This is a genomic window from Streptomyces afghaniensis, from assembly GCF_044327915.1.
Taxonomy (GTDB): domain Bacteria; phylum Actinomycetota; class Actinomycetes; order Streptomycetales; family Streptomycetaceae; genus Streptomyces; species Streptomyces afghaniensis.
In genome coordinates this window covers 14,732-40,430 of the sequence record NZ_JBIRGJ010000001.1, presented here as the reverse complement: position 1 = coordinate 40,430, position 25,699 = coordinate 14,732, and the positions used below count along the sequence as shown (strand labels likewise).

The window sequence follows — 25,699 nt, the reverse complement described above, 5'->3', positions numbered from 1 at the left end:
CCGCTATCCGGCAGGCGCGACGAGCCGGTAGCCGACTCCGCGTACGGTCTCGATGAGGGCCGGCATCCGCAGCTTGGCGCGCAGGGACGCGACGTGCACCTCCAGGGTGCGCCCGGTCCCCTCCCAGCTGGTCCGCCACACTTCGCTGATGATCTGCTCCCGGCGGAAGACCACCCCGGGCCGCTGCGCGAGCAGGGCCAGGAGGTCGAACTCCTTGCGGGTCAGCTGGATCACGGTTCCGTCCACGCTGACCCGGCGCGTGGGCAGTTCGATGTGTACCGGGCCGAGGCGCAGTTCGGTCTCGATGCCGCTGGAGGTGTCCTCGTGCGAGGTGCGCCGGCTCACGGCGTGGATGCGGGCGAGCAGTTCCCCGGTGTCGTACGGCTTCACCACGTAGTCGTCGGCTCCGAGGTTGAGGCCGTGGATGCGGGAGCGCACGTCGGAGCGCGCGGTGACCATGATCACCGGCGTGCTGGTGCGCTTGCGGATCTTGCCGCAGACCTCGTATCCGTCCTGGTCGGGCAGGCCCAGGTCGAGCAGGACGACGCCGAAGCCGTCGACCTCGGGCACCAGCGCCTGAAGGGCCTCCTCGCCGCTGCGCGCGTGTGTGACGTCGAACCCGTGCCGCGCCAGCACCGCCGACAGGGCGGCGGCGACGTGGTTGTCGTCCTCGACGAGCAGCAGTCTCACCCGGGCCCCCTTCGGTTCACTGGCCGTACGATCTATCTGTGTACAAAAACGCGTGCACGCGCGCGCGTGCACCTTGTGCAGTCACGCTGATGGATGAGGACGGCGTCAAGAGGGTTCCGGTTGCGGAGAGCTTCCGTTACCCGGCCGATATGAGCGCTGGTAACAAGTGCTACGACACGTGTCCGATTGCTATCGGATCGTGATGCTCAGATTCCCCTCAGATGTAATGACGCAGGTCGTAGAGGGTTACTACTGTCCTCCGAAACCGAGGAGGACGGAGCCTGAGAGCGATGACCGAAGTATCGGTGGCCAAGGAAGATGTGGCCGCGACCGGAGAACTGGTCGTCCTGAAGAGCGTCAACAAGCACTTCGGCGCGTTGCACGTACTCCAGGACATCGACCTGACGATCGCCCGCGGCGAAGTCGTCGTGGTCATCGGACCGTCCGGGTCCGGCAAGTCCACCCTGTGCCGCACCATCAACCGCCTGGAGACGATCGACTCCGGCACGATAGAGATCGACGGCAAGCCGCTGCCCGCCGAGGGCAAGGGACTCGCCCGGCTGCGGGCCGACGTCGGGATGGTCTTCCAGTCCTTCAACCTCTTCGCGCACAAAACCGTGCTCGAGAACGTGACGCTCGGCCAGGTCAAGGTCCGCAAGAAGGACAAGGGCGCGGCCGAGGAGCGGGCCCGGGCCCTGCTCGACCGGGTCGGCGTGGCCGCGCAGGCCGAGAAGTACCCGGCACAGCTCTCCGGCGGCCAGCAGCAGCGCGTCGCGATCGCGCGGGCGCTGGCCATGGAGCCGAAGGTCATGCTCTTCGACGAGCCGACCTCCGCGCTCGACCCCGAGATGATCAACGAGGTGCTGGAGGTCATGCAGCAGCTCGCCCGGGACGGCATGACCATGATCGTCGTCACCCATGAGATGGGTTTCGCACGATCGGCCGCAAACCGCGTGGTGTTCATGGCGGACGGCCGAATCGTCGAGGAGGCTGCGCCCGACCAGTTCTTCAGTAACCCGCGCAGCGACCGTGCCAAGGACTTCCTGTCGAAGATCCTGCACCACTAGGGCGCGCGTCGCGCCTGCGACGACCCGCGTCACCCGAAACGACGGTTTTTCTCTTCACGGCAAAGGATGTTCACCATGAAGCTCCGCAAGGTCTCCGCCGCGGCCGCCACCGCTCTCGTTCTCGCCTTGACCGCTACTGCCTGTGGTGGCGACGGCGGCGGTGACTCGAACGGCTCCGGCTCCGGCTCCGGCGGCGGTGACAAGATCAAGATCGGCATCAAGTACGACCAGCCCGGTCTGGGCCTGAAGGAGCCCGACGGTTCCTTCTCCGGCTTCGACGTGGACGTGGCGACGTACGTGGCCAAGGAACTGGGCTACGAGCCCGACCAGATCGAGTGGGTCGAGACCAAGAGCGCCGACCGTGAGAACGCGCTGTCCCGCGGTGACGTGAAGATGATCGCGGCCACTTACTCGATCACCGACGAGCGCAAGCAGAAGGTCGACTTCGCCGGTCCGTACCTGCTGGCCCACCAGGACCTGCTGGTGAAGAAGGACTCGGACATCACCAAGGCCACGGACCTGAACGAGAAGAAGCTGTGCTCGGTCGCCGGTTCGACCTCGGCGCAGAACGTCAAGGACGACTTCGCGCCGAAGGCCCAGCTGAGCGAGCGCGGTGGCTACTCGGAGTGCCTCTCCGCTTTGCAGAGCGGTGGGGTGGACGCGCTGACCACCGACGACTCGATCCTCGCGGGTTACGCCGCGCAGGAGCAGTACAAGGGTCAGTTCAAGCTGGCCGGCCTGAAGCTGAGCAACGAGAACTACGGCATCGGCGTCAAGAAGGGCGACAAGGCGACCCTCGACAAGATCAACGCCGCCCTCGAGAAGATGGTCAGCGACGGTTCCTGGGACAAGGCCGTCAAGGAGAACTTCGGTCCGGCGAACTACAAGAACGAGCCCGCCCCGAAGATCGGCCAGATCGTCCAGTAACGCGGGACTCCGCCGACGCAGGATCCCCGCAGTCCCTGCGGGGATCCGCAGGCGCGCTGCCCTCACGTCTCTGACGGCGGCGCGCCACGTCCGCCACCTACGCCACCCACCCGGAAGCGCGGGAGATCGTGTTCGACTTTCTTTCAAAATATGACGACCCGTCCGTGCTGGGCGCTTTCTGGGTCACCATTCAGCTCACCGTCTTGTCGGCCATCGGTTCCCTGCTCTGGGGCACCTTCCTGGCAGCCATGCGGGTCAGCCCCGTACCGCTGATGCGCGGTTTCGGCACTGCCTACGTGAACATCGTCCGGAACATCCCCCTGACGGTCATCATCGTCTTCACGTCGCTCGGCCTCGCCGACATCTTCGGCGTGACGATGGGCGCGCCCGATGACTTCGAGCTCAAGTACTTCCGTCTGGCCGTCCTCGGTCTCGTCGCCTATACGGCCGCCTTCGTCTGCGAGGCCATCCGCTCCGGCATCAACACCGTGCCCGTCGGTCAGGCGGAGGCGGCACGGGCCATCGGGCTCAGCTTCAGCCAGGTCCTGAGGTTCATCATCCTGCCTCAGGCGTTCCGCTCCGTCATCGGACCGCTGGCCAACGTGCTCATCGCGTTGACCAAGAACACCACTGTGGCGGCCGCGATCGGCGTGGCGGAGGCCGCCCTCCTGATGAAGGAAATGATCGAGAACGAGGCACAGACGCTGCTCATCGGCGCGATCTTCGCCTTCGGGTTCGTGGTACTGACTCTGCCCACCGGCCTGATCCTCGGCTGGCTGAGCAAGCGACTGGCGGTGAAGCGATGACGTCCGTTCTCTACGACGCTCCGGGCCCGAAGGCCAAGCGGCGCAACCTGCTGTTCTCGGTGGTCTTCTTCGTCCTGCTCGCCCTGCTCCTGTGGTGGGTCTGGCAGACGCTGGACGACAAGAACCAGCTGGAGTGGTCCCTGTGGAAGCCGTTCACCACGTCCGAGGCGTGGACGACCTACCTGCTTCCGGGCCTGGCCGACACGCTGAAGGCCGCGGCACTCGCCATGGTCATCGCCCTCCCGCTGGGCGCCGTCCTCGGCATCGCACGCATGTCCGACCACCGCTGGGTGCGCATCCCGGCCGGCGCGGTGGTCGAGTTCTTCCGGGCGATCCCGGTGCTGCTGCTGATGCTGTTCGCCAACGAGTTCTACGTCCGCTCCACGGGCATCCCCAGCGATGAGCGGCCCCTGTACGCGGTCGTCACCGGTCTGGTGCTCTACAACGCGTCGGTCCTCGCCGAGGTGGTCCGCGCCGGCATCCTCTCCCTGCCCAAGGGGCAGTCGGAGGCGGCGATGGCGATCGGCCTGCGCAAGAGCCAGACGATGACGAGCATCCTGCTGCCGCAGGCCGTCACCGCCATGCTGCCGGCCATCGTCAGCCAGCTGGTCGTCATCGTGAAGGACACCGCGCTGGGCGGCGTGATGCTCGGGTTCACCGAGCTCCTCAACACGCGGAGCACCCTCGCGGCCAACTACGCGAACGTCATTCCCAGCTTCATCGTGGTGGCGGTCATCTTCATCGTGCTGAACTTCATCCTCACGTCCTTCGCCTCCTGGCTGGAGGGCAGGCTGCGCCGCAGCAAGCGCAGCACGGGTGCGGTTCTCGGTGCCGACAAGGTCGACGACGTGAACGCGGCTGAGGTGGGCGACACCTACGGCACGGGTGCCGAGGGCAGGATCTGACCGCTCTACAACCGCTACTGCTGTGGCCCGCCGGAACTCCGGCGGGCCACAGTCGTGCCGAGCCATGAGCCGCCCTGCGTGGGCCGACCCTGACACCCCATCAAGTAGCGGGCGTGTCGCCCGGCTACCCTTGTGACGGCGGCATGATCGCCACCGGCCCCTGGTCACTTGACGCAAGCACCGGCAATGGGTTGCATACGTTCTGTGATCGTGCACCCTGCTCCAACTTCCTGTTCACCTACGTCTCTCAGGACAACACCACGGGCAGGGGGCGCCGCGCCGTGGACCCGGTGATCATTGTCGGAGCGGGGCCCGTCGGGCTCACGCTCGCCCTGGCGCTGGCGCGTCAGGAGGTGCCGTGCGTCGTGCTCGACGAGGGGCCGGGCAAGGACGAACCCCGTGCGGCGCGCACCGTCGTCCTGCGCGAGGACACCGCCGCCCTCATGGAACGCCTGACCGATGTGCCCCTGGACCAGGTCGGTGCCCAATGGGCCGGATGGCGGTCGGTACGGCGCAAGCAGGTGATGCGCGAGGTCTTTTTCGACGGCAGCGAGCCGATCCCGCTGCACATCACCCAGCACATCCTGACAGGCATCCTGCGTTCCGCCCTCGCGCGCGAACGGCTCGTCAAGGTCGCCGTGGACAGCCGCCTCGACGGCATCGAACAGGAATCCTCGGGCGTCACCGCCCACACCCGCGGCCCCAAAGGGACGTACTGGCGCGGAAGTTACCTGGTCGGCTGCGACGGCCCCCGTTCGACCGTGCGCAAACTCCAGGACATCCGCTTCCCGGGCCGTACGGCGGTGGAACGTCACGCCGTCGCCGCCCTGCGTACGGAACTCCCCTGGCACGACGAGGCGTTGCTGCACCGCATGCCGCCGTGGCGCATGTCGGGCCCCTCGGCCGGCGAGGTCACCGCGCGCCCGCTGCCGGACGGCGTCTGGCGTCTGGACTGGCTCCTGCCGCCCGGCAAGGACCTGGTCACCCCTGAGCTTCTGCTGACCCGCATCCGGGAGACTCTGGCCGGCTGGGCGGGCGGCACGACCCCGCCGTACGAACTGCTGGACACCGGAGTCCACACGGTCCACCACCGCCTGGCCCGCCGCTGGCGCGCCGACCGCGTCTTCCTCGCCGGGGACGCGGCCCACCTGCTCGGCGCGCTGGGTACGCACGGTCTTGACGAGGGCCTCAGGGACGCCGACAACCTCGCCTGGAAGCTGGCAGTGGCCTGGCACCACGGGCCGCACGAGGCGCTCCTCGACAGTTACCAGACCGAGCGCCGGGCGGTCGTCGCCGCCCGGCTGCGCGCCGCCGACCAGGCGCTGCCACTGCTGCGCGGCGGCGGAGGTCTGCGTTCGTACGTCCCCGGCTCGTCCCGAGGCCATGACGCGCTCCTCACGGACGGCCACTTGGGGCACGGTCAGCTCGGCGCGCCGGGGGCGTACGCCGACTCGCCCCTCGCGCCCCGACGCCTCGAAGGAGAGACCCCCGTCGACACACCGCCCGGAGCGCCGGTCACCGACGTACGGGTCACCGCGGAGGACGGCACGTTCGTACGGTTGCGGGACCGGCTCGGCCGCGGCGCGCTGCTCGTGGTGCTGATCGCGCCGGGCACGGGTGTGTGGGAGCGCAAGCACTGGGTCAGCGCCGGGATCATGCCCCGGCTCGCGGCCGCGGTCACGGCGCTGCCGCACCCCGCCGAACTGCTGGTCGCCGAGAGCTATCCGGGTGCTGCCGCGCACACGGTGCTCCTGGTGCGCCCGGACGGTCACCTCGTCACCGCGCTGAGCGGAGTGCGCCCGGAAGACCTGTACGCGGCGGCGGAGGCCACGGTGGGCGGACCGGTGAAGACGCAGGCCGAAGCCGGCGCGTCGGCCGGCTCTCGCTGACGTCGGCATCGCGGTGACGTGCTCACTGTCACCGTGCGTCCGCATGGTGACAGTGAGTTGACCGGTCAGGGCGGCCATGGTGTACTCCGATGCGTGACCGACACCTGTGTGCGCCTGTGGCGGAGGGTCCATATGGACCTCGTCCGCTATGCGGGCTGCGTGTGTCGCCCGTCCTGCTGACTTCGCATCCCTCTTCCTCATGGGCGCGCGCCGCGCTCTGTCTGCCGCGGCCGACGCGCCTGATTCGCGAACCCTCATCAGGACCTTCAGGACGGCACCCGTGTCTGTATCCCCTTCCGCGTCCCCCGCTGTCTCCTCTTCCGGCTCCGCTCACGGATCCTCCGACGGCTCCCCTTCCGCCTCGTCCGCCGCTTCGGCGCCCACGCAGGCCGACCTCTTCGACTTCGTGCGGCGTACGGCCGCCGACACCGAGCTGATCGCTTCTCTGCCGCTCGACCCGGAAGGCCGCACCTGGGTGCGGCTGGAGGGGCCCGGCGGCAGCGAGGCCTGGCTGATCGGCTGGCCGCCCGGCACGGGCACCGGCTGGCACGACCACGCTGACTCCGTCGGCGCCTTCCTGACCGCGTCGGGCGAGCTCAAGGAGAACTCGCTCGCTGCGCGGCTGCCCACCGACGGCTGGAAGACCCTGGAACTCAGCGACGGTGTCGATCGTGAACGCCGACTGTCGTCGGGCCAGGGCCGCGCCTTCGGCCGCCACCACGTCCACGAGGTGCTCAACGAGTCCCCCGACCGGCACGCGATCTCCGTCCACGCCTACTACCCGCCCCTGCCGCAGATCCGCCGCTACAGCCGCAGCGGGTCGATCCTGCGGCTCGAACAGGTGGAACGACCGGAGGACTGGCAGTGAGCGCGGCACACGAGCGGGTGAGCGACGGCAACGGCAGCAGCAGTGGTGGTGGTGGTGTCCAGCGTCCCGTCGGCATCGACGAGTTGCTGGAGCGCGTACGGGAGGGCTACGAGCGGATCGAACCGCGGGAGGCGTACGAGGCCGCCCTGGCCGGTGACGCACTGCTGGTGGACATCCGCTACGCGGCCCTGCGTGAACGGGACGGCCTGATCCCCGGCGCCCTCGTCGTCGAGCGCAACGAGCTGGAGTGGCGCCTCGATCCGCAGGGCAGTCACCGTCTCCCCGAGGCCACGAGCCACGCCCTGCGCGTCGTCGTGCTCTGCAATGAGGGGTACGCCTCCAGCCTGGCGGTTCAGTCCCTGCACCAGCTGGGACTGCGCCGGGCCACCGATCTGGTCGGCGGGTTCCAGGCTTGGCGGGCGGCGGGGCTTCCGGTGGTGTGACGACGCGGCTCGGCAGCGGGCGCGGCACCACGAGGGTCTCGCCCTCGCCTCAGCCTCCGCCTCAGACCCCCTCGTCCCCGAGGAACTCGGTGTCCTCGCCCTCCTCCTCCAGCGCCTGCCGGACCACGCGCAGGGCCATGCCCTCGGAGTAGCCCTTGCGGGCGAGCATGCCCGCGAGGCGGCGGAGGCGCTTGTCCCGGTCGAGCCCACGCGTGGAGCGGAGCTTGCGCGCGACGAGTTCCCGCGCGGTCGCCTCCTCCTGCTCGGAGTCGAGCTGGGAGACGGCCTCGTCGATCAGCATGGAGTCGACGCCCTTGGTCCGCAGCTCCCGGGCGAGCGCACGCCGGGCCAGCCCTCGGCCGTGGTGCCGGGACTCCACCCAGGCGTCCGCGAAGGCACCGTCGTTGATGAGGCCGACTTCTTCGAACCGCGACAGCACCTCCTCGGCGGCGTCGTCCGGGATCTGCCGCTTGCGCAGGGCGTCGGCGAGTTGCTTGCGGGTCCGCGGGGTCCCGGTGAGCAGGCGCAGGCAGATCGCCCGAGCCTGCTCGACCGGGTCCCCAGGAGGCTCCCCCTCCTCGGCCCTCGACGAGGAGAGGGAACCTCCGTCCTCGGCATCCCCCGCGCCGAAGCCGCGCCGGCGACGCCCACGTCCGCGCCCTCCAGGCGGCCCATCGCCACGCGAGCCGTCCCTGGATGAGCCGCCTCCGCGTGCGCCTCCCGTCGATGGGCCGCTGCCGGATGAGCCGCTGCCCTGGGAGACCCTTCCGTACGGCCCGTCGTCTCCGAACGGCCCGTCATCTCCGAACGGCCCGTCATCTCCGTACAGCCGGTCGTCCCCGTGCCCGTCCTCCCCGTCCACGGCCGAGCCCGTCTCTCCTCCGGTGCCCCTCCCCCGTGGGGCACCGGAGGCGGCGTACTCGTACTCCGCCCAGTCGGTTCGTCGTGTCACGGGTCAGCTCTTGGCTGCGGCGGCCTTGGACTTGGCGGACTTTGCCGGCGCCGGGGCGGGGACCGCCGCAGCTTCGGCCGGTGCCGGGGAGACCGCCGCGTCCGTGCCCGGCTCGGCGGCCGGCTCCTCGGGACGCACGCCGACGCCCAGCTTCTCCTTGATCTTCTTCTCGATCTCGTTGGCCAGGTCGGGGTTGTCCTTCAGGAAGTTGCGCGCGTTCTCCTTGCCCTGGCCGAGCTGGTCGCCCTCGTACGTGTACCAGGCGCCGGCCTTGCGGACGAAGCCGTGCTCCACGCCCATGTCGATCAGGCCACCCTCGCGGCTGATGCCGTGACCGTAGAGGATGTCGAACTCGGCCTGCTTGAAGGGCGGCGCGACCTTGTTCTTGACGACCTTGCAGCGGGTGCGGTTGCCGACCGCGTCCGTGCCGTCCTTCAGGGTCTCGATGCGGCGGATGTCGATGCGCACCGAGGCGTAGAACTTCAGCGCCCGGCCACCGGTCGTGGTCTCCGGTGAGCCGAACATCACGCCGATCTTCTCGCGGAGCTGGTTGATGAAGATCGCGGTGGTCTTGGACTGGTTGAGCGCGCTGGTGATCTTCCGCAGCGCCTGGCTCATCAGGCGGGCCTGCAGACCCACGTGACTGTCGCCCATCTCGCCCTCGATCTCCGCGCGCGGGACGAGGGCCGCGACGGAGTCGATGACGATGAGGTCGAGGGCGCCGGAGCGGACCAGCATGTCCACGATCTCCAGGGCCTGCTCGCCGTTGTCCGGCTGGGAGAGGATGAGGTTGTCGATGTCGACGCCGAGCTTCTTCGCGTACTCGGGGTCGAGTGCGTGCTCCGCGTCGACGAATGCGACCTGGCCGCCGGCCTTCTGCGCGTTCGCCACCGCGTGCAGGGTCAGGGTGGTCTTACCGGAGGACTCCGGTCCGTAGATCTCCACGACACGGCCGCGGGGCAGGCCGCCCACGCCGAGGGCCACGTCGAGGGCGGTGGACCCGGTCGGGATGACCTCGATGGGCTCCTTCGTCCGGTCGCCCATGCGCATGACCGCGCCCTTGCCGAATTGCCGTTCAATCTGTGCGAGAGCGGCATCCAGGGCCTTCTCGCGGTCGGTTCCTGCCATGGGTTCCACCCGATTTGCTTGAGTCGATCGCTTCACGTCAAAGACGCTAACGCCTGCCACTGACAATGCGCCCCGACGCACGTCCGGCCTGTGGATAACTCGGGCACATCTCCACCCAAAGTACGTCGAAATGCCCGTCGTTGAGCTTCGCCGGAGACTCCATAAGAATGGATGTTCGATTTTCGTGTCAAGCGCACCACGCGGCACCTCCGCGACAGGGCACAGCGACTCAGGCCGGGCTGTTCCCGGAGCCCCCGTCATCGGACGGCCCGTCCTCGGAGCCCCCACGCTCGGGCCGCCCGCCCTCGGGCCGCTCCGTCTCTGTCCGCCGTACCCACAGCTGCCTCGCGCGCGTGACGAGGCTCGGCCCCTCCCCGCGTCGGCGATGACCGTGCACCCGGGGGTCGTCCGTGACGGCGTACCGCTTCACGTACGCCCCCAGGAACGCCTGGAGCGTGGCGATGGCGGGGATGGCGATCAGCGCGCCGACGGCGCCCAGGAGGGCGGTGCCCGCGATGACCGAGCCGAAGGCGACCGCGGGGTGGATGTCGACGGTCTTGGACGTCAGCTTCGGCTGGAGCACGTAGTTCTCGAACTGCTGGTAGAACACCACGAAGATCAGCACCCACAGCGCGTACCAGGGGTTGACCGTGAACGCGATCAGCATGGGCAGCGCGCCCGCGAGATACGTGCCGATGGTGGGGATGAACTGCGACACCAGGCCCACCCACACGGCCAGCACGGGCGCGTAGGGCACGTCCAGGGCCTGCAGGAGGACGAAGTGCGCTATGCCGGAGATCAGTGCCATCAGGCCGCGCGAGTAGATGTAGCCGCCGGTCTTGTTGACGGCGATCTCCCAGGCGCGCAGCACCTCGGCCTGCCGGGCGGGCGGCAGGAGGGAGCAGATCGTGCGGCGCAGTCGCGGGCCGTCCGCGGCGAAGTAGAACGAGAACAGCGCGATCGTCAGCAGTTGGAAGAGACCCCCGATGACCTGGGCGGACACGTCCAGGACGCCCGTGGCGCTGTTCTGCACGTAGTTGCGCAGCCAGTCCGAACGGAGCAGGCCCTCCTGGATGTCCACGCGTTTCAGGTCGGTCTTGAAGTGCGTGTTGATCCAGTTGATGACGGAATCGAGGTAACCCGGGAAGCCCTCGATCATCTTGATGATCTGGTCCGCGAGGATGGAACCGAGCAGCGTGACGAAGCCCGCCGCCACGATGATCACGCCGATGAAGACGATGAAGGTGGCCAGTCCCCTGCGCATGCCGCGCGAGGCCATCCAGCTCACCGCCGGTTCGATGGCGAGCGCCAGGAAGAACGCGATGAGGATGTTGATCAGCAGTCCGGTGAGCTGGTGGAAGGCCCAACTGCCCAGCTGGAACGCGGCGACGAGGGCGAGTGCGAGCACCAAGGCGCGCGGCAGCCAGCGCGGCATGCGGCCGTTCGGCCCGGCGTCGCCACCGGTGGGGGGCGGGGCGGGCGGGGTCGTACCGAACGGGGAGGACTGCTGGGCTTCCTGCCCGGTCTCGTCAGTGGGTGCCACGCACCAAGTCTCACCCACGCCACCGACAGCCGTCTGCCCGCCTGCGATCTTCGTGGGCCGTCGCTCAGCGGTCTCCACGACTGGTCAACGCTTCTCCCTCGGCACGTCCATCACCGCGCACACCACCTGCCAGACCTCCTTGGCGTCCCAGCCGGCGTCGAGCGCCTCGTGGACGGTGCGTCCGCCGAGCTCCGACATCACATGGTCGCGCGCGAAGGTGTCGGCGTAGCCCTGCCCGAAGTGCTCCGCCATCCGCTGCCAGAAGACCGTCAACCGCATGACTCCAGTATCCCGCCCCTGGGGGTGGCCTGAGCCGGGACCGCCTGCCGGCGCCGTTTTCCGCCCTACGGTCTGACCCATGGCCGAAACAGGAGCTCCCTCACTGCCCCAGTCGCCCCCGCCGCACACCCCCGTGACGCGTGCGGAACGCTTCGTCTGGCTCACCGCGCGCGTGCTCGAGCAGCGCCTCTTCGCCCACCACTTCCGGGGCGGCGCCGCCGACCCTGTGGAGACCGCCCTGGACGCCTACCGCAACGAGGACGGCGGGTACGGCCACGCGCTGGAGCCCGATCTGCGCGGCCCGGTCAGCCAGCCGCTGCACACCGCCCACGCCCTGCGCGTCCTGGACGCCGTGGGACGCTGCGCCGGCCAGCGTGTGGAACGGATGTGCCGTTATCTGACGTCCGTCTCCACGGCGGACGGCGCCCTCCCGGCGATCCACCCGAGCCAGCGCGGCTACCCGACGGCGCCCTTCGTGCCGGTCGTGGACGACCCGCCCAGCGCCCTCCTGGCCACCGGTCCGGTGGTGGGGCTTCTGCACCGCAACGAGGTGTGGCACGCCTGGCTGTTCCGGGCCACGGACTTCTGCTGGCAGGCGGTCGAGTCCCTGGAGAAGTCCCATCCGTACGAGATCGAGGCCGCTGTGGCCTTCCTCGACTCCGCCCCGGAGCGCCCGCGCGCGGAGGCGGCCGCAGACCGCCTGGGCCGCCTGGTCCGCGAACACCGCCTGGCCGCTCTGGACCCCGAGAACCTGGACGCGTACCCGGTCTCCCCCGGTTACGCCCCGGGCGAGCACCACTTCCCGTACGACTACGCGAGGACACCGCGCTCCCTCGCGCGCGAGTGGTTCACGGACGACGAGATGGCCCGCTCCCTGGACCACCTCGCGGCCCAGCAGCAGGAGGACGGCGGCTGGCCCGTGCGCTGGCGCCACTGGGCCTCGGCCCCCGCCCTGGAGGCCCGCCCTGCGGTGACGATCGAGGCCCTGCGCACACTCGGCGCGTACGGCCGCGGCATCGGCTGATCAGGCCCCCATGGCCCGCACTCCCGCGGTCACCAGTACGGCCGCCGCGACGACGAGCAGGAACGGCGCCCGCAGCATCAGTGCCACGGCGGCGGCTCCGAGCCCGGCGGCCCGCGCGTCCAGGGCCGGCGTCTGCCCGTCGGCGAAGGTCTGCTGGGCCGTGAGGGCCGCCAGCAGCGCGACGGGCAGCAACGCGGCGAGCCGCTGCACGACGGGCCGCTCGAGAGCCCCCGCGGGCACCAGCAGCCCGGCCAGTTTGACGGCGTAGCACCCGAGGACGGTCACACCGATCGCGATCCAGACGTTCACTCCTGCTCCCCCTTTGCCTTGCGACGGCCGTCCGCCCAGAGCACGACCGGCGCCGCCAGCGCGGCCAGCAGAACCGGCACACCAGCGGGCAGCACGGGCAGCAGCCCGAGCCCCAGCAGCACGGCGAGCCCGGCGACGGCCCGCTCGGTGCCGGTCTTCAGCATCGGCGCGAGCAGCGCCAGGAACACCGCGGGTCCCGCCGCGTCGAGCCCCCAGGCGTCGGTGTCCCCGATGGCCTCGGCGCCCAATGCTCCGAGCAGCGTGGTGAGGTTCCACAGGACGTACAGGCTCAGACCCGTGACCAGGAACCCGATCCGCGCACCGCGCCGCGTGGGCTGCGCGAGCGCGACGGCGGCCGTCTCGTCGATCACCCACTGTGCGGCGAACGGCCGCACCGCGCGCGGGAGGGCCAGCAACTGCGACAGACGCAGGCCGTAGAAGGCGTTCCGCACCCCAAGGAAGAAGGCCCCGGCCGCCGCCGTGAACGGGCCGCCTCCCGCCGCGAGCGCTCCCACGAGGGCGAACTGGGACGCCCCGGTGAACACCAGCAGACTGAGCGCGCATGTCTGCATCAGCGTGAGCCCGCTCCCCGCCGATGTCACCCCGAAGGCGAACCCGGAGAGCCCGACGGCCACCCCGACGCCCAGGGCGTCCCGCACGACGGCACGGTCCGACTTCCCACCGGTCTCTGCATCTCTGAGAACTGTCCGATCTGCCACGCCCCGCACGCTACGAGGAGCCGCTACCGCAGGTCTTGTACGTTCTTGCGCTCCCGCTGATAGGCCCCGGGAGGCACACCGACGATCCGGCTGAAGTGCCGGTTGAGATGCGGCTGGTCGGTGAATCCCACGGCCACGGCGACCTCCGAGGGCGCCGTCCCGAGGTCCAGCAGCCGCCGTGCCCGCCGTACCCGCGCATCCGTGAGCCACGCGTGCGGCGGCATCCCGTAGGCGTCCCGGAAGGCCCGCAACAAGGCGAAGGGACTGGTCTTGAGATCGGCCGCCAACCGCTCCAGGCTCGGCGGCCGGTCCATTCGCTCTTCCAGGACCGCACGCGCGCGTGCCGCGATCCGGACCCCTGCCGTCCGCACTTGCCGCTGCGGCATGGGCCCGCCGTTCAGCCGCAGCAACCTGGTCACGGCGACCCGCAGCAGTGTGTCCGCGGCCAGCGCGTTGCCCTCGTCCGCGGCCCGCAGCACCTGATGCACCAGCCCTGCGGCGTACGGGTCGTCCAGCACAGGGCTGACGAACCCCGGCGTCCCCCGAAGCGCAGTGGTCTCTGCCGCGATCTCCGCCACCACGTCGACGGGCGGATACACGGCCCCGTACCGCCACCCCTCCGGCACAGCGGCCCGCCCGGTGTGCGGGGTGTCCGGATTCACCAGGGCGAGAGCCCCGGCCCCGGCGTACTGGTCGCCCCCGCCGTGGTGAAAGACCTCCACCCCGTCGGCGATGGCCGCGATCACGAAGTTCTCGTGCGTATGCCGCACGAACGTCTTGCGCACGTACCGGGCCCGCAGCAGGTCCACCCCGGGCAGCTCGTCGTACTGCCAGTGCCGCGCGCGCTCGCTCATACGGCCATTGTCCGGTCCCCCGGCCCACCGCGAAACGGCAGGCGGAACCGCGGCGGCCTCCCGTTGTCAGTGCCGGGGTGCACGATGGACGCATGCCCAGCAAAGCACCCGGACCCCTGGACGGCTTCTCCCCCGCGACCCGCGCCTGGTTCTCGGGCGCCTTCTCGGCGCCCACCACGGCCCAGTCCGGTGCGTGGCAGGCCATCCACGAGGGCTCGGACGTGCTGGTCGTCGCCCCCACCGGCTCCGGCAAGACCCTGGCCGCCTTCCTCGCCGCCCTGGACCAGCTCGCCTCGACCCCTCCCCCCGCCGACCCCAGGAAGCGCTGCCGGGTCCTGTACATTTCCCCGCTGAAGGCCCTGGCCGTGGACGTCGAGCGCAACCTCCGCAGCCCCCTGACCGGCATCCGCCAGGAATCCGTACGGATGGGCCTGCCCGAGCCCGAGGTCAAGGTGGGCATCCGCTCGGGCGACACCCCGGCCGCCGAGCGCCGCGCCCTGTCCACCCGCCCTCCGGACATCCTGATCACCACCCCCGAGTCGCTGTTCCTGATGCTGACGTCGGCCACGCGCGACGCACTGACCGGCGTGGAGACGGTGATCCTCGACGAGGTGCACGCGGTCGCGGGCACCAAGCGCGGCGCCCACCTGGCGCTCTCCCTGGAGCGGCTGGACGACCTCCTCCCGAAGCCCGCCCGCCGCATCGGCCTCTCCGCGACGGTCCGCCCGGTCGACGAGGTGGCCCGTTTCCTCTCGCCCCGCCGCAAGGTGGAGATCGTCCAGCCGGAGTCGGGCAAGGAGTTCGACCTCTCCGTGGTCGTCCCGGTCGAGGACCTGGGCGAGCTGGGCGGCTCCCCGGTGGCGGACGGCTCGGAGGGCGCCGAGCGCCCGTCGATCTGGCCGCATGTGGAGGAGCGGATCACCGACCTCGTCCAGGCGCACCGCTCCACGATCGTCTTCGCGAACTCCCGCCGCCTCGCGGAGCGCCTGTGCAACCGCCTGAACGAGATCGCGTACGAACGGGCCACGGGCGAGACCCTCGACGAGCACCATTCCCCCGCCGAGCTCATGGGCGGCTCGGGAGCCGCCCAGGGCGCACCCCAGGTCATCGCCCGTGCCCACCACGGCTCGGTGTCCAAGGAGCAGCGTGCCCTGGTCGAGGAGGACCTGAAGGCGGGCCGCCTCCCCGCGGTCGTGGCCACCTCCAGTCTCGAACTGGGCATCGATATGGGCGCGGTCGACCTGGTGGTCCAGGTCGAATCGCCCCCGTCGGTGGCCTCCGGCCTGCAACGCGTCGGCCGGGCGGGCCACCAGGTGGGCGCGGTCTCCACCGGCGTGGTCTTCCCGAAGTACCGCGGCGACCTGGTCCAGGCGGCGGTGGTCACGGAGCGCATGCGTACCGGTGCCATCGAGTCCCTCAGGGTCCCCGCCAACCCGTTGGACGTCCTGGCCCAGCAGCTCGTCGCGATGACGGCCATGGACACCTGGCAGTTCGACGACCTCCTCGCCGCCGTCCGACGGGCCGCCCCCTTCGCCTCGCTCCCGGAGTCGGCCTTCACGGCGGTCCTCGACATGCTGGCCGGCCGCTACCCGTCCGACGCCTTCGCCGAGCTGCGCCCGCGCGTGGTGTGGGACCGCGTCACGGGCGAGATCACGGGCCGCCCCGGCGCGCAGCGCCTCGCCGTCACCTCCGGGGGCACGATCCCCGACCGCGGCCTCTTCGGCGTCTTCCTCGCCGGCGCCGATCCCAAGAAGGGCGGCGGCCGGGTCGGCGAGCTCGACGAGGAGATGGTCTACGAGTCCCGCGTCGGCGACGTCTTCACGCTCGGCACGAGTTCCTGGCGCATCGAGGACATCACCCGCGACCGGGTCCTGGTCTCCCCGGCCCCGGGCGTGCCGGGCCGGCTGCCCTTCTGGAAGGGCGACCAGCTGGGCCGTCCGCTCGAGCTGGGCCGGGCGGTGGGCGCGTTCCTGCGCGAGGTCGGCTCACTGCCCAAGGACGACGCCCGCCTGCGCCTCCTCGCCGCCGGCCTGGACGCCTGGGCGGCGGACAACGTGCTGTCGTACCTGGACGAGCAGCGGGAGGCCTGCGGACACGTCCCGGACGACCGGACGATCGTCGTGGAGCGCTTCCGCGACGAGCTCGGCGACTGGCGCGTGGTCGTGCACTCCCCCTTCGGCGCCCAGGTGCACGCCCCCTGGGCCCTCGCGCTCGGCGCGAAGCTCTCCGAGCGCTACGGGATGGACGCGCAGGTCATGCACGCCGACGACGGCATCGTGCTGCGCCTGCCGGACGCCGACCTGATGGGCCTGGACCTGCTCGACCAGGAGCCGGTGAAGACGGGCCGGGAGTACGACGCCGAACAGGCACCGGTCGGCGCGGCGGACGTGGTCTTCGACAAGGGCGAGGTCGACCAGGTCGTCACCGACCAGGTGGGCAGCTCGGCGCTGTTCGCGGCCCGGTTCCGCGAGTGCGCCGCCCGCGCGCTGCTGCTCCCGCGCCGCAACCCGGGCAAGCGCACACCGCTGTGGCAGCAGCGCCAGCGCGCCTCCCAGCTGCTCCAGGTGGCGAGCGAGTTCGGCTCGTTCCCGATCGTCCTGGAGGCGGTCCGTGAGTGCCTCCAGGACGTCTTCGACGTGCCCGGGCTCGTCGAGCTGATGGGCGACCTGGAGTCCCGCAAGGTGCGCCTCGTCGAGGTCACCACTCCCGAGCCGTCCCCCTTCGCACGCTCCCTCCTCTTCGGCTACGTCGCCCAGTTCCTGTACGAGGGCGACTCCCCGCTCGCCGAGCGCCGTGCCGCCGCCCTGTCGCTGGACTCCCGGCTGCTGGCCGAGCTGCTGGGCCAGGCGGAGCTGCGCGAGCTGCTCGACGCGGAGGTGCTCACGGAGCTGGAGCGGGAGCTTCAGTGGCTGACCGAGGACCGCCGCGTCAAGGACGCCGAGGGCGTCGCGGACCTCCTCCGCCTCCTCGGCCCGCTCACGGAGGCGGAACTGGCCGAGCGGGGCGCCGAACCGCAATGGGCTCAGGAACTGGCCGGCGCCCGGCGCGCCATCCGCGTCCGGATCGCGGGCAGCGACCACTGGGCGGCGATCGAGGACGCGGGCCGGCTGCGCGACGCGCTGGGCACCGCCCTGCCGGTCGGCGTCCCGGAGGCCTTCACGGAGCCCGTCAAGGACCCGCTCGGCGACCTCCTCGCGCGCTACGCCCGCACCCATGGCCCGTTCACCTCGACCACGGTGGCATCCCGCTTCGGCCTGGGCGTGGCCGTCACCGAGGGCGCCCTCCAACGGCTGGCCGCAGCAGGCCGGATCGTCCAGGGCGAGTTCCACCCGGCCGGGATCGGCCAGGAGTGGTGCGACGCGGCCGTGCTGCGCCGGCTGCGCCGCCGCTCCCTGGCCGCCCTGCGCCATGAGCTGGAGCCGGTGCCGCCGGCCGCACTCGCCCAGTTCCTTCCCCAGTGGCAGCACATCGGCAAGGGGCACTCCCTGCGCGGCATCGACGGCCTGGTGCGCGCCATCGAGCAGGTGCAGGGCGCGTCCGTGCCCGCCTCCGCCCTGGAGAAGCTGGTCCTGCCCTCCCGCGTCACGAACTACAACCCGGCCATGCTGGACGAGCTCACCGCCGCCGGAGAGGTGGTCTGGGCCGGGGCGGGCTCCCTCCCCGGCAAGGACGGCTGGGTCTCCCTCTACCTGGCGGACGCGGCCCCGCTGCTCCTGCCGCCCCCGCACCCCTTGGAGCTGACCGCTCTGCACCAGTCCGTCCTGGACACCCTCTCCGGCGGCTACGGCCTGTTCTTCCGCCAGATCGCCGACCAGGTCCGCGCCACCACCCACCCCGACGCCACCGACCCCCAACTGGCCGACGTCCTCTGGGACCTGGCCTGGTCCGGACGCCTGACCAACGACACGCTCGCTCCCATGCGCTCCCTGCTCGGCTCGGGCCGCACCGCCGGCTCCACGGCCCACCGCGCCAAGCGCACGGTCCCGCGCGGCCGCTACGGCTCCCTGACGGCCGCGGCCCGCCCCGCCTCCCGGTCCGGCCCGCCGACCGTGGCCGGCCGCTGGTCCCTGCTCCCGGCCCACGAGCCGGACCCCACGGTGCGGGCCCACGCCCTCGCCCGCACCCTCCTGGACCGGCACGGCGTGGTGACCAGGGGCGCGGTCTCGGCGGAGGGCGTCGAGGGCGGCTTCTCGGCGACGTACCGCGTCCTGTCCGCCTTCGAGGAGAGCGGCCAGGCCCGCCGTGGCTACGTCGTGGAGGGCCTCGGCGCCGCCCAGTTCGCGATGGACGGTGCCGTGGACCGCCTGCGCGCGGTGTTCAACGCCCGCGACCGCGGTGAGGACCTGCCCGGCCCACCTCCGGGCCCCGGCCTCGATCCGTTCCCCACCCATGACTTCGCCGGACAGGACGACTCGCTCCCGTCCAACGACCACCCCGGCGACCCCGGCCCCGACGGCTTCCCCGGCCTCGGCCCCGCCTACGTCACCCCGGGCCCTCAGCCGTCCAGGGACGAGTACGTTTCGCCCCGGGACTACGCCCCGCAGGACCCTTCGCCCTGGCAGAACGGCGGACGGGCACCGTACGCCCACGGCTCCCCGGGCCGCCGCAACCGGCCGGACCCCGGCTCCCGGGCCGTGGTCCTCGCCGCCGCCGATCCGGCGAATGCGTACGGCGCCGCCCTGGCCTGGCCCGAGACCCCGACCGGCGCCGGGCACAAGCCGGGCCGCAAGGCGGGTTCCCTGGTGGTGCTCGTCGACGGCGAGCTGACGCTCTACATGGAGCGCGGCGGCAAGACCCTGCTGGCCTGGACCACCGCCCCGGACGGCGACCCCACCGACGACCCCCGACTGCACACCGCCGCCGAGGCCCTCGCCGCAGCCGCCCGCGCGGGTTCCCTCGGCACGGTCACGGTGGAGCGCGTCAACGGCGCCCAGGCCCTGACCTCCCCCATCGGCACCCTCCTGGAAGGAGCGGGCTTCATCGCGACCCCCCGAGGCCTCCGGCTGCGCGCCTGATCGTCACGGCGACGTGCCACCCTTGACCCATGCCCGAAGGTGACACGGTCTGGCAGACCGCGAGCCGGCTGCACGACGCCCTCGCGGGCAAGGTGCTGACCCGCAGCGACCTCCGGGTTCCCCGGCTCGCCACGGCCGACCTCACGGGCCGTACGGTCCTCGACGTCACCCCGCGCGGCAAACACCTCCTGACCCGCGTCGAGGGCGGCCTGACCCTCCACTCCCACCTGCGGATGGACGGCTCCTGGAAGGTGTACGCGAACGGCCGGCGCTGGAGCGGCGGCCCCGGCCACCAGATCCGCGCGATCCTCGGCAACGCCGACCGCACGGCCGTCGGCTACCGCCTCCCCGTCCTGGAACTCCTGCGCACCACCGACGAGCACCGCGCGGTCGGCCACCTCGGCCCCGACCTCCTGGGCCCGGACTGGGACCCCGACCGGGCGCTCGCCAATCTCCTCCAGGACCCCGCCCGCCCCCTCGGCGAGGCCCTGCTCGACCAGCGCAACCTCGCCGGTATCGGCAATGTCTACAAGAGCGAGCTCTGCTTCCTGCTCGGCGTCACCCCCTGGCTCCCCGTCGGCGACCTGCCCGCCGAGCGCGCCGCCCAGCTGCCCGCGCTCGCCAAGAGGCTGCTGGAGACCAACCGCGACCGCCCGATCCGCACGACGACGGGCCGCCGCGGCCAGGACCTCTTCGTGTACGGCCGGGCGCCCCGCCCCTGCCTGCGCTGCCACACCTCCGTCCGTGTCGCCGACCAGGGCGACGGCTCCCGCGAACGCCCCACGTACTGGTGCCCCACCTGCCAGCCCGGCCCCGCGCCGGCCGCGTCACGGGCCCGGCGCAGCCGCACCAATTGACGACCCGTCAGAAACACTCGTACGGTCCCTGTATGCCCGTCACGGCGTACGACCTCACCGGCCGCACTGCGTTCGTCACCGGAGCCGCGAGCGGCATCGGCCGTGCCTCGGCGCTCCTGCTCGGGGAGGCGGGCGCCACCGTGCACTGCGCGGACCGCGACCCCGAGGGCCTGCACGAGACGGCGACTCTGATCAAGGACGGCGGCGGCACCGCCCACACGCACGGCCTCGACGTCACCGACCGCGCCCGGCTGAGGCAGGCCATCACCTCCTGCGAACGCCTGGACGTCGTGGCAGCGATCGCCGGGATCATGCACAGCAGTCCGGTGCTGGAGACCCGGGACGAGGACCTCGACCGGGTGCTCGACGTCAACTTCAAAGGTGTGCTGTACGCCTGCCAGGAGGCGGCCCGCCTGATGATCGCCCGTGGTTCCGGGGGCAGCATCGTCACCATGGCCTCGGGCGCCGTCGACACCGGCGCCCCCGGGCTGCTCTGTTACGGCGCGGCCAAGGCGGCGGTGGTTCAGCTGACCAAGACCCTCGCGACCGAGGTCGGCCGGCACGGCATCCGCGTCAACGCGGTCGCGCCCGGCTGGATCCGTACGCCCATGACCGACCGCCACGACCGCGACGCCCAGGCGAAGACGGAGGCCGTCATGGCCCGCATGTCACCCCTGGGGAGGGTCGGCGCCCCCGAGGACATCGCGCACGCGGTCCTCCACCTGGCATCCGACGCCTCGTCCTTCACGACGGGCCAGATCATCCGCCCGAACGGCGGTGTGGCGATGCCCTGGTAAGGACACCTGGCACTCCCACCCACTCACAAAGAAACCCCCTCGCCCCAAATACCCCACCCCGGGCATCACCCCCTCCGCGACACCACACCCCGGCCCCCGCCCCCCAGCACCCTCCGCCACCGGCCCGTGCCGACGGCCCCACTCGCCCGCCCCTTCGGCACGCAATGCACCGGCAGCACGCTCAGCCCCCACCCCCCGGCCACGACCGTCGCCTCCAGCGCCCCGGCCCCGGGCACAACCACCAGCCGCAGCACCGCCCACCACCACAGCGCCCCCAGCCCCAGCACAGCCCCGCGGGCCCCCCAGCGCCGTGTCCCCGTCATGGCCGCCACCTCCGGCCCGACGCTATTCGGCCGCCCGGGCGGGCGGGCAGGGCGCACCAACGGCACACAGGCGCATCGCACACCCCACTGCGCCGAGCTGCGAGACCGCGAGCCGCAGCACCCCGAGCGGCGGGCCCTCCGGTCGGCCCGTCGCCCGCTGCCGCGCCCGCTCCGGTCACCCGTTCTCGGCCTGGAACATCCAGTGATGCTTCTCCAGGTCCGCCGTGATCCCGATGAAGATGTCCTGGCTCACGGGATCCGGCTCGCCTGTCGCCTCGACCCGCTCCCGCATCCGCGCGATCACCGCGCCCAGCGCCTCGACGAGCGCCCCCACGGCGGTCGTGTCATCGACCCACCCCTCGGGGGTCACGCCGATCCCGCTGCCGACGGCGACCGTCGCGGCACGCCCGTCAGGTGAGATCCCGAGCGCCGCGGCGCGCTCGGCCACGGTGTCGGAGTACTTCCGCGCGGTGTCGACGACCTCGTCGAGCTGGAGATGCACGGAGCGGAAGCGCGGACCCACCACGTTCCAGTGGATCTGCTTCGCCACGAGGGCGAGGTCCACCAGGTCGGCGAGGGCACCCTGCAACGCCTCGGACACGGTCTTCAGGCTCGCGTCGGACAGCGGGCTCTTCACGACGTACATCCGCACCTCCGGTGACTTCCCCCCGCCATCCCCTCAACGATGACCGCCGCACGCCCCACCGGCAAACGCAAACAAATCGGGCACAACCCTGCCCGGCGGTCTGCGGGCAAGCGAAAACCCCGACCGATACCCCTCCGGATCTCCCGGAGAACCCCGGCCGGGGCCTCACCAGTCTCGGCGCCTGGTCAGCGCCGCTCGTTCATGCCGCGCACGCGCGAAGCGTCACGCGGCGGTGGCGGCCACCGCCTCGGCGGGCGCCTTGATCGTCACCCGTTCCGGTGGCACACCGGTCACCGAAACGGAACCCAGCATCGGGCGAACCGGCGTGGGCACAGGTTCGCTGGGGGTGGCCGCAGCGGACTGGGCCAGCTCGGCCAGGGCGAGCTCGTCGCTCACTTCCCGCATGAGCTCGGACATCCGTACGTCCAGCGCGTCGCAGATGGCGGAGAGCAGCTCGGAGGAAGCCTCCTTCTGCCCCCGCTCCACCTCGGAGAGATAGCCGAGTGAGACTCGGGCGGACGAGGAGACTTCGCGCAGAGTACGGCCCTGGCGCTGGCGCTGCCGACGCAGCACGTCACCCAGCAGGCGACGGAGCAGAATCATCGGTGGCTCCCTCCTCGGACCGCGTAGCCGCATCCATTACGCCCCACCGTACCGCCTTGCGCCGCGGCCGTGCGGGGAGCGATGTCGTGTTCACTCAGGGCTGCAAACATCAAAACCCCCCGTTCCGTTCCGTATCCTGTGCCCGCTCATTCCCGGTCTGTTCGCCCGCAAGCTCCTTCAGGAGCAGTGCGAGTACGCTCCGTACACTCTCTCTACGAATTTCCTCGCGGTCGCCGTTCAACCGCAGAGCCTCCACTTTTCCGCCGCCGGCAGAACCGGAATCGACCCTCAGGGGTCCGTCCACGGCGACGAAGACCGTCCCGACGCCCTGTCCGTCCTGCGGCTCGGGGCCCGCGACACCGGTGGTGGCGATGCCCCAGTCCGTGCCGAGCGCCTTGCGCACTCCGGCCGCCATCTGGGCCGCGACCTGCGGATCCACCGCTCCTCGCGCCGTCAGCAGGGTGGCGTCGACACCCAGCAGTTCATGCTTCAGTTCGGTGGCGTAGGCCGTCACCGAGCCCCGGAAGACCTTGGACGCCCCCGGCACGGATGTGATCTCCGCCGCAACGAGGCCACCGGTCAGCGACTCCGCGACGGCGAGCGTCGCACCCTTCACCGTGAGTAGTCGCACCACGTCGGTGGCCGTGGAACTCACGCTTCCTTCTCCTCCAACGCGGCCTCGCGCTCGGCGATTCCCTGCCTGCGCAGCACAATGGCCTGTTTCACATAGTCGAGCCCGGTCACCACGGTCAGAACGACCGCCGCGGCCATCACCCAGAACCTCAGGGTGGCCAGCCACCCCGTCAGCGCCAGCACGTACATGCCCACGGCCACGCCCTGGGTGAGCGTCTTGAGCTTGCCTCCGCGGCTGGCGGGGATGACGCCGTACCGGATGACCAGAAAACGCAGCAGCGTGATCCCGAGTTCCCGGCCGAGGATGACGCCGGTCACCCACCACGGCAGATCGCCGAGCGCGGACAGGCAGATCAGCGCCGCCCCCATGATCGCCTTGTCGGCGATGGGGTCGGCGATCTTCCCGAAGTCCGTGACCAGGTTGTACCTACGCGCCAGATGACCGTCGAAGAGGTCGGTGATCATGGCGATGGCGAAGGCCGCCCAGGCGAGGGACCGCCACGCCGGGTCGTACCCGCCGTCCGCCAGCATCAGCGCGACGAAGGCCGGTACGAGGATCAGCCGGAGCATGGTCAGGAGGTTGGCGACGTTCCAGACGCTGGCCTGGTTGACGGCCGCGGCCGCCAGTTTCCCGCCCCGCGCCGGCTTCCCGTCGTCCTGCGTGTCGACGACGGCGCTCTCCGGGCCGTCACCGACGGCGGCCCCGCCGTCACCCGCACCGGACGCCGCACCATGACCGGCACCTGGCGCCGCGCCGGCCGCCGCACCCTGCCGCGCAGCCGACGCCGCACCGGCCGCACCGCCCTCGGCCGACCGCGCGGCCGACCGGCCCATCGAAGCCCCGGGAACCTTCCCCGAAGCCGCACCGGACGCGGCCCTCCTCGCGCCGGAGGGGCCTCCCGCCGCGGATGCCGGAACACCGGTCATCTGCCCGCCTCCTCACTCCACGCCGGCGACGCGAACGAGCCCTGCAGCGGCTCGGCCACCAGGTCGACGCCCTCGGTACCGACCACCTTCGCCTCGACCATACGGCCGCTGCTCAGACCCGCGCCGCTCGTGAGCAGCACCTGGCCGTCCGTCTCGGGCGCCTGGTGCGCCGCGCGGCCGTACACGCCCTCCTCGTCGTCGACGGACTCGACGAGCACGTGCACCGTCTGGCCGACGCGCTCCTCCGCGCGCTGCGAGACGAGTTCCTCGGCCAGCCGCGACACGCGGGCCAGCCGCTCGGCGACGACGTCCTCGTCGAGCTTGTTCTCGTAGGTCGCCGCCTCGGTGCCCTCCTCGTCGGAGTAGCCGAAGACGCCGATGGCGTCCAGCCGCGCGCCGTTCAGGAACCGCTCCAGTTCGGCGAGGTCGGCCTCGCTCTCGCCGGGGAAGCCGACGATGAAGTTGGAGCGCACGCCGGCCTCGGGCGCCTTGCTGCGGATCGTGTCGAGCAGCTCCAGGAACCGGTCGGTGTCGCCGAAGCGGCGCATCGCGCGCAGCACGCCGGGCGCGGAGTGCTGGAAGGAGAGGTCGAAGTAGGGCGCGACCTTCGGGGTCGACGTCAGCACGTCGATCAGGCCCGGCCGCATCTCGGCGGGCTGGAGGTAGCTCACCCGCACTCGCTCGATGCCGTCCACCTCGGCGAGCTCCGGCAGCAGCGACTCCAGCAGGCGGATGTCGCCGAGGTCCTTGCCGTAGGAGGTGTTGTTCTCGGAGACCAGCATGATCTCCTTCACACCCTGCTCGGCCAGCCAGCGCGTCTCGTTCAGCACGTCGCTCGGGCGGCGGGAGATGAAGGAGCCGCGGAAGGACGGGATGGCGCAGAAGGAGCACCGCCGGTCGCAGCCGGAGGCGAGCTTCACGGAGGCGACCGGGGAGCCGTCCAGACGGCGCCGCAGGGGCGCACGCGGGCCGGAGGCCGGAGCAAGGCCCTCCGGAAGGTCGGCCGGGGCGTGCCCGGGCAGCGCGACCTCGGCGGCCGACCCCTGCCGCTCGGCCGGGCTGATCGGGAGCAGCTTGCGCCGGTCGCGCGGGGTGTGCGAGGCGTGGATGCCGCCGTTGAGGATGGCCTGGAGCCGGTCCGAGATGTCCGTGTAGTCGTCGAACCCGAGCACGCCGTCGGCCTCGGGGAGGGCCTCGGCGAGTTCCTTGCCGTACCGCTCGGCCATGCAGCCCACCGCCACGACGGCCTGGGTTCTGCCGTGTCCCTTGAGGTCGTTGGCCTCCAGGAGGGCGTCGACGGAGTCCTTCTTGGCGGCCTCGACGAAGCCACAGGTGTTCACGACAGCGACGTCCGCGTCCTCGGCGTCCTCCACGAGCTGCCAGCCGTCCGCCTCCAAACGGCCTGCGAGCTCCTCCGAGTCCACCTCGTTACGGGCGCAGCCAAGGGTGACGAGTGCGACGGTACGGCGTTCAGGCATGGGCTCAAGAGTACTTC

General features: G+C 71.3%; 25 protein-coding genes and 1 pseudogene. 12 read left to right on the top strand and 14 right to left on the bottom strand.

The window, feature by feature from the left end; all coding sequences use genetic code 11:
- Nucleotides 1–3 precede the first annotated feature (3 nt).
- Complete coding sequence (locus ACH4G3_RS00170) at nt 4–690, bottom strand: response regulator transcription factor (protein WP_010034790.1); 687 nt, start codon at nt 688–690, stop codon at nt 4–6.
- Nucleotides 691–980: 290 nt separating this feature from the next.
- On the opposite strand from ACH4G3_RS00170, the gene ACH4G3_RS00165 reads away from it, so the two are divergent.
- The 8 genes from ACH4G3_RS00165 (at nt 981) to ACH4G3_RS00130 (ending at nt 7,595) form a co-directional block, all read left to right on the top strand.
- Entirely contained in the window at nt 981–1,757 is a 777-nt protein-coding gene (locus ACH4G3_RS00165; RefSeq protein ID WP_397622312.1) for an amino acid ABC transporter ATP-binding protein, read from the top strand.
- Between the two features lie 75 nt (nt 1,758–1,832).
- Nucleotides 1,833–2,684 (top strand): glutamate ABC transporter substrate-binding protein, encoded by an 852-nt coding sequence (locus tag ACH4G3_RS00160; RefSeq protein WP_397622311.1) that lies wholly within the window; start codon nt 1,833–1,835, stop codon nt 2,682–2,684.
- A gap of 128 nt (nt 2,685–2,812) precedes the next feature.
- On the top strand, nt 2,813–3,490 hold the full coding sequence (locus ACH4G3_RS00155) for an amino acid ABC transporter permease (RefSeq protein WP_397622310.1): 678 nt from the start codon (nt 2,813–2,815) through the stop codon (nt 3,488–3,490).
- Nucleotides 3,487–4,395, top strand: coding sequence for an amino acid ABC transporter permease (locus tag ACH4G3_RS00150; RefSeq protein ID WP_397622309.1), 909 nt, complete (start codon nt 3,487–3,489; stop codon nt 4,393–4,395). Before ACH4G3_RS00155 ends, ACH4G3_RS00150 begins: the two co-directional genes overlap by 4 nt.
- Nucleotides 4,396–4,676: 281 nt before the next feature.
- Complete coding sequence (locus ACH4G3_RS00145; RefSeq protein ID WP_397622308.1) at nt 4,677–6,284, top strand: FAD-dependent monooxygenase; 1,608 nt, start codon at nt 4,677–4,679, stop codon at nt 6,282–6,284.
- An 18-nt stretch (nt 6,285–6,302) separates the two neighbouring features.
- Nucleotides 6,303–6,464: a putative leader peptide gene (locus ACH4G3_RS00140; protein ID WP_397622307.1), complete on the top strand. Its 162-nt coding sequence runs from the start codon at nt 6,303–6,305 to the stop codon at nt 6,462–6,464.
- A gap of 100 nt (nt 6,465–6,564) precedes the next feature.
- The gene (locus ACH4G3_RS00135) at nt 6,565–7,152 is read left to right on the top strand and encodes a cupin domain-containing protein (protein WP_397622306.1); all 588 of its coding nucleotides are present in this window, start codon (nt 6,565–6,567) and stop codon (nt 7,150–7,152) included.
- A gap of 17 nt (nt 7,153–7,169) precedes the next feature.
- Nucleotides 7,170–7,595 (top strand): rhodanese-like domain-containing protein, encoded by a 426-nt coding sequence (locus ACH4G3_RS00130; RefSeq protein ID WP_397623339.1) that lies wholly within the window; start codon nt 7,170–7,172, stop codon nt 7,593–7,595.
- 61 nt (nt 7,596–7,656) lie between these two features.
- On the opposite strand, the gene recX is transcribed toward ACH4G3_RS00130, so the two are convergent.
- From recX to ACH4G3_RS00110, 4 genes are all read right to left on the bottom strand, one after another.
- Nucleotides 7,657–8,547 carry a recombination regulator RecX gene (gene recX, locus ACH4G3_RS00125; protein WP_397622305.1) on the bottom strand — a complete coding sequence of 297 codons (891 nt, stop codon included), beginning with the start codon at nt 8,545–8,547 and terminating at the stop codon, nt 7,657–7,659.
- A 3-nt stretch (nt 8,548–8,550) separates the two neighbouring features.
- A complete protein-coding gene (recA, locus tag ACH4G3_RS00120) occupies nt 8,551–9,675 on the bottom strand; it encodes a recombinase RecA (RefSeq protein WP_037672698.1) in 1,125 nt (374 codons plus the stop codon).
- A gap of 229 nt (nt 9,676–9,904) precedes the next feature.
- Complete coding sequence (locus ACH4G3_RS00115; protein ID WP_397622304.1) at nt 9,905–11,218, bottom strand: AI-2E family transporter; 1,314 nt, start codon at nt 11,216–11,218, stop codon at nt 9,905–9,907.
- Between the two features lie 84 nt (nt 11,219–11,302).
- Nucleotides 11,303–11,497, bottom strand: coding sequence for a DUF3046 domain-containing protein (locus ACH4G3_RS00110; protein WP_397622303.1), 195 nt, complete (start codon nt 11,495–11,497; stop codon nt 11,303–11,305).
- A gap of 79 nt (nt 11,498–11,576) precedes the next feature.
- Between ACH4G3_RS00110 and ACH4G3_RS00105 the strand changes: the two genes are divergently transcribed.
- Complete coding sequence (locus ACH4G3_RS00105) at nt 11,577–12,521, top strand: hypothetical protein (protein ID WP_397622302.1); 945 nt, start codon at nt 11,577–11,579, stop codon at nt 12,519–12,521.
- On the opposite strand, the gene ACH4G3_RS00100 is transcribed toward ACH4G3_RS00105, so the two are convergent.
- The 3 genes and pseudogenes from ACH4G3_RS00100 to ACH4G3_RS00090 form a co-directional block, all read right to left on the bottom strand.
- The gene (locus tag ACH4G3_RS00100; RefSeq protein ID WP_397622301.1) at nt 12,522–12,830 is read right to left on the bottom strand and encodes an AzlD domain-containing protein; all 309 of its coding nucleotides are present in this window, start codon (nt 12,828–12,830) and stop codon (nt 12,522–12,524) included.
- Nucleotides 12,827–13,549 carry an AzlC family ABC transporter permease gene (locus ACH4G3_RS00095; RefSeq protein WP_397622300.1) on the bottom strand — a complete coding sequence of 241 codons (723 nt, stop codon included), beginning with the start codon at nt 13,547–13,549 and terminating at the stop codon, nt 12,827–12,829. Before ACH4G3_RS00095 ends, ACH4G3_RS00100 begins: the two co-directional genes overlap by 4 nt.
- Nucleotides 13,435–14,403, bottom strand: a pseudogene (locus ACH4G3_RS00090) (AraC family transcriptional regulator); the annotation flags it as partial. The gene ACH4G3_RS00095 and the pseudogene ACH4G3_RS00090, both read right to left, overlap by 115 nt.
- A gap of 92 nt (nt 14,404–14,495) precedes the next feature.
- Here ACH4G3_RS00090 and ACH4G3_RS00085 point away from each other — a divergent pair.
- From ACH4G3_RS00085 to ACH4G3_RS00075, 3 genes are read left to right on the top strand one after another with little or no spacing between them, the layout of a single operon-like run.
- Nucleotides 14,496–19,418: an ATP-dependent helicase gene (locus tag ACH4G3_RS00085; protein WP_397622299.1), complete on the top strand. Its 4,923-nt coding sequence runs from the start codon at nt 14,496–14,498 to the stop codon at nt 19,416–19,418.
- A gap of 29 nt (nt 19,419–19,447) precedes the next feature.
- Nucleotides 19,448–20,275: an Fpg/Nei family DNA glycosylase gene (locus tag ACH4G3_RS00080; RefSeq protein ID WP_397622298.1), complete on the top strand. Its 828-nt coding sequence runs from the start codon at nt 19,448–19,450 to the stop codon at nt 20,273–20,275.
- A gap of 32 nt (nt 20,276–20,307) precedes the next feature.
- Nucleotides 20,308–21,072, top strand: a complete 765-nt coding sequence (locus ACH4G3_RS00075; RefSeq protein WP_397622297.1) for an SDR family NAD(P)-dependent oxidoreductase — start codon at nt 20,308–20,310, stop codon at nt 21,070–21,072.
- 65 nt (nt 21,073–21,137) lie between these two features.
- Here ACH4G3_RS00075 and ACH4G3_RS00070 read toward each other — a convergent pair whose 3' ends face one another.
- The 6 genes from ACH4G3_RS00070 to rimO form a co-directional block, all read right to left on the bottom strand.
- Complete coding sequence (locus tag ACH4G3_RS00070) at nt 21,138–21,395, bottom strand: hypothetical protein (RefSeq protein ID WP_397622296.1); 258 nt, start codon at nt 21,393–21,395, stop codon at nt 21,138–21,140.
- A 175-nt stretch (nt 21,396–21,570) separates the two neighbouring features.
- Nucleotides 21,571–22,041: a Dps family protein gene (locus tag ACH4G3_RS00065; protein WP_306963005.1), complete on the bottom strand. Its 471-nt coding sequence runs from the start codon at nt 22,039–22,041 to the stop codon at nt 21,571–21,573.
- 222 nt (nt 22,042–22,263) lie between these two features.
- Nucleotides 22,264–22,644: a helix-turn-helix domain-containing protein gene (locus tag ACH4G3_RS00060; RefSeq protein ID WP_020276318.1), complete on the bottom strand. Its 381-nt coding sequence runs from the start codon at nt 22,642–22,644 to the stop codon at nt 22,264–22,266.
- A 109-nt stretch (nt 22,645–22,753) separates the two neighbouring features.
- Nucleotides 22,754–23,299, bottom strand: coding sequence for a CinA family protein (locus ACH4G3_RS00055; RefSeq protein ID WP_397622295.1), 546 nt, complete (start codon nt 23,297–23,299; stop codon nt 22,754–22,756).
- A complete protein-coding gene (gene pgsA, locus ACH4G3_RS00050) occupies nt 23,296–24,204 on the bottom strand; it encodes a CDP-diacylglycerol--glycerol-3-phosphate 3-phosphatidyltransferase (protein WP_397622294.1) in 909 nt (302 codons plus the stop codon). The genes ACH4G3_RS00055 and pgsA overlap by 4 nt, the downstream gene beginning before the upstream one ends.
- On the bottom strand, nt 24,201–25,682 hold the full coding sequence (gene rimO, locus ACH4G3_RS00045; protein WP_397622293.1) for a 30S ribosomal protein S12 methylthiotransferase RimO: 1,482 nt from the start codon (nt 25,680–25,682) through the stop codon (nt 24,201–24,203). The genes pgsA and rimO overlap by 4 nt, the downstream gene beginning before the upstream one ends.
- Between the last annotated feature and the right edge of the window lie 17 nt (nt 25,683–25,699).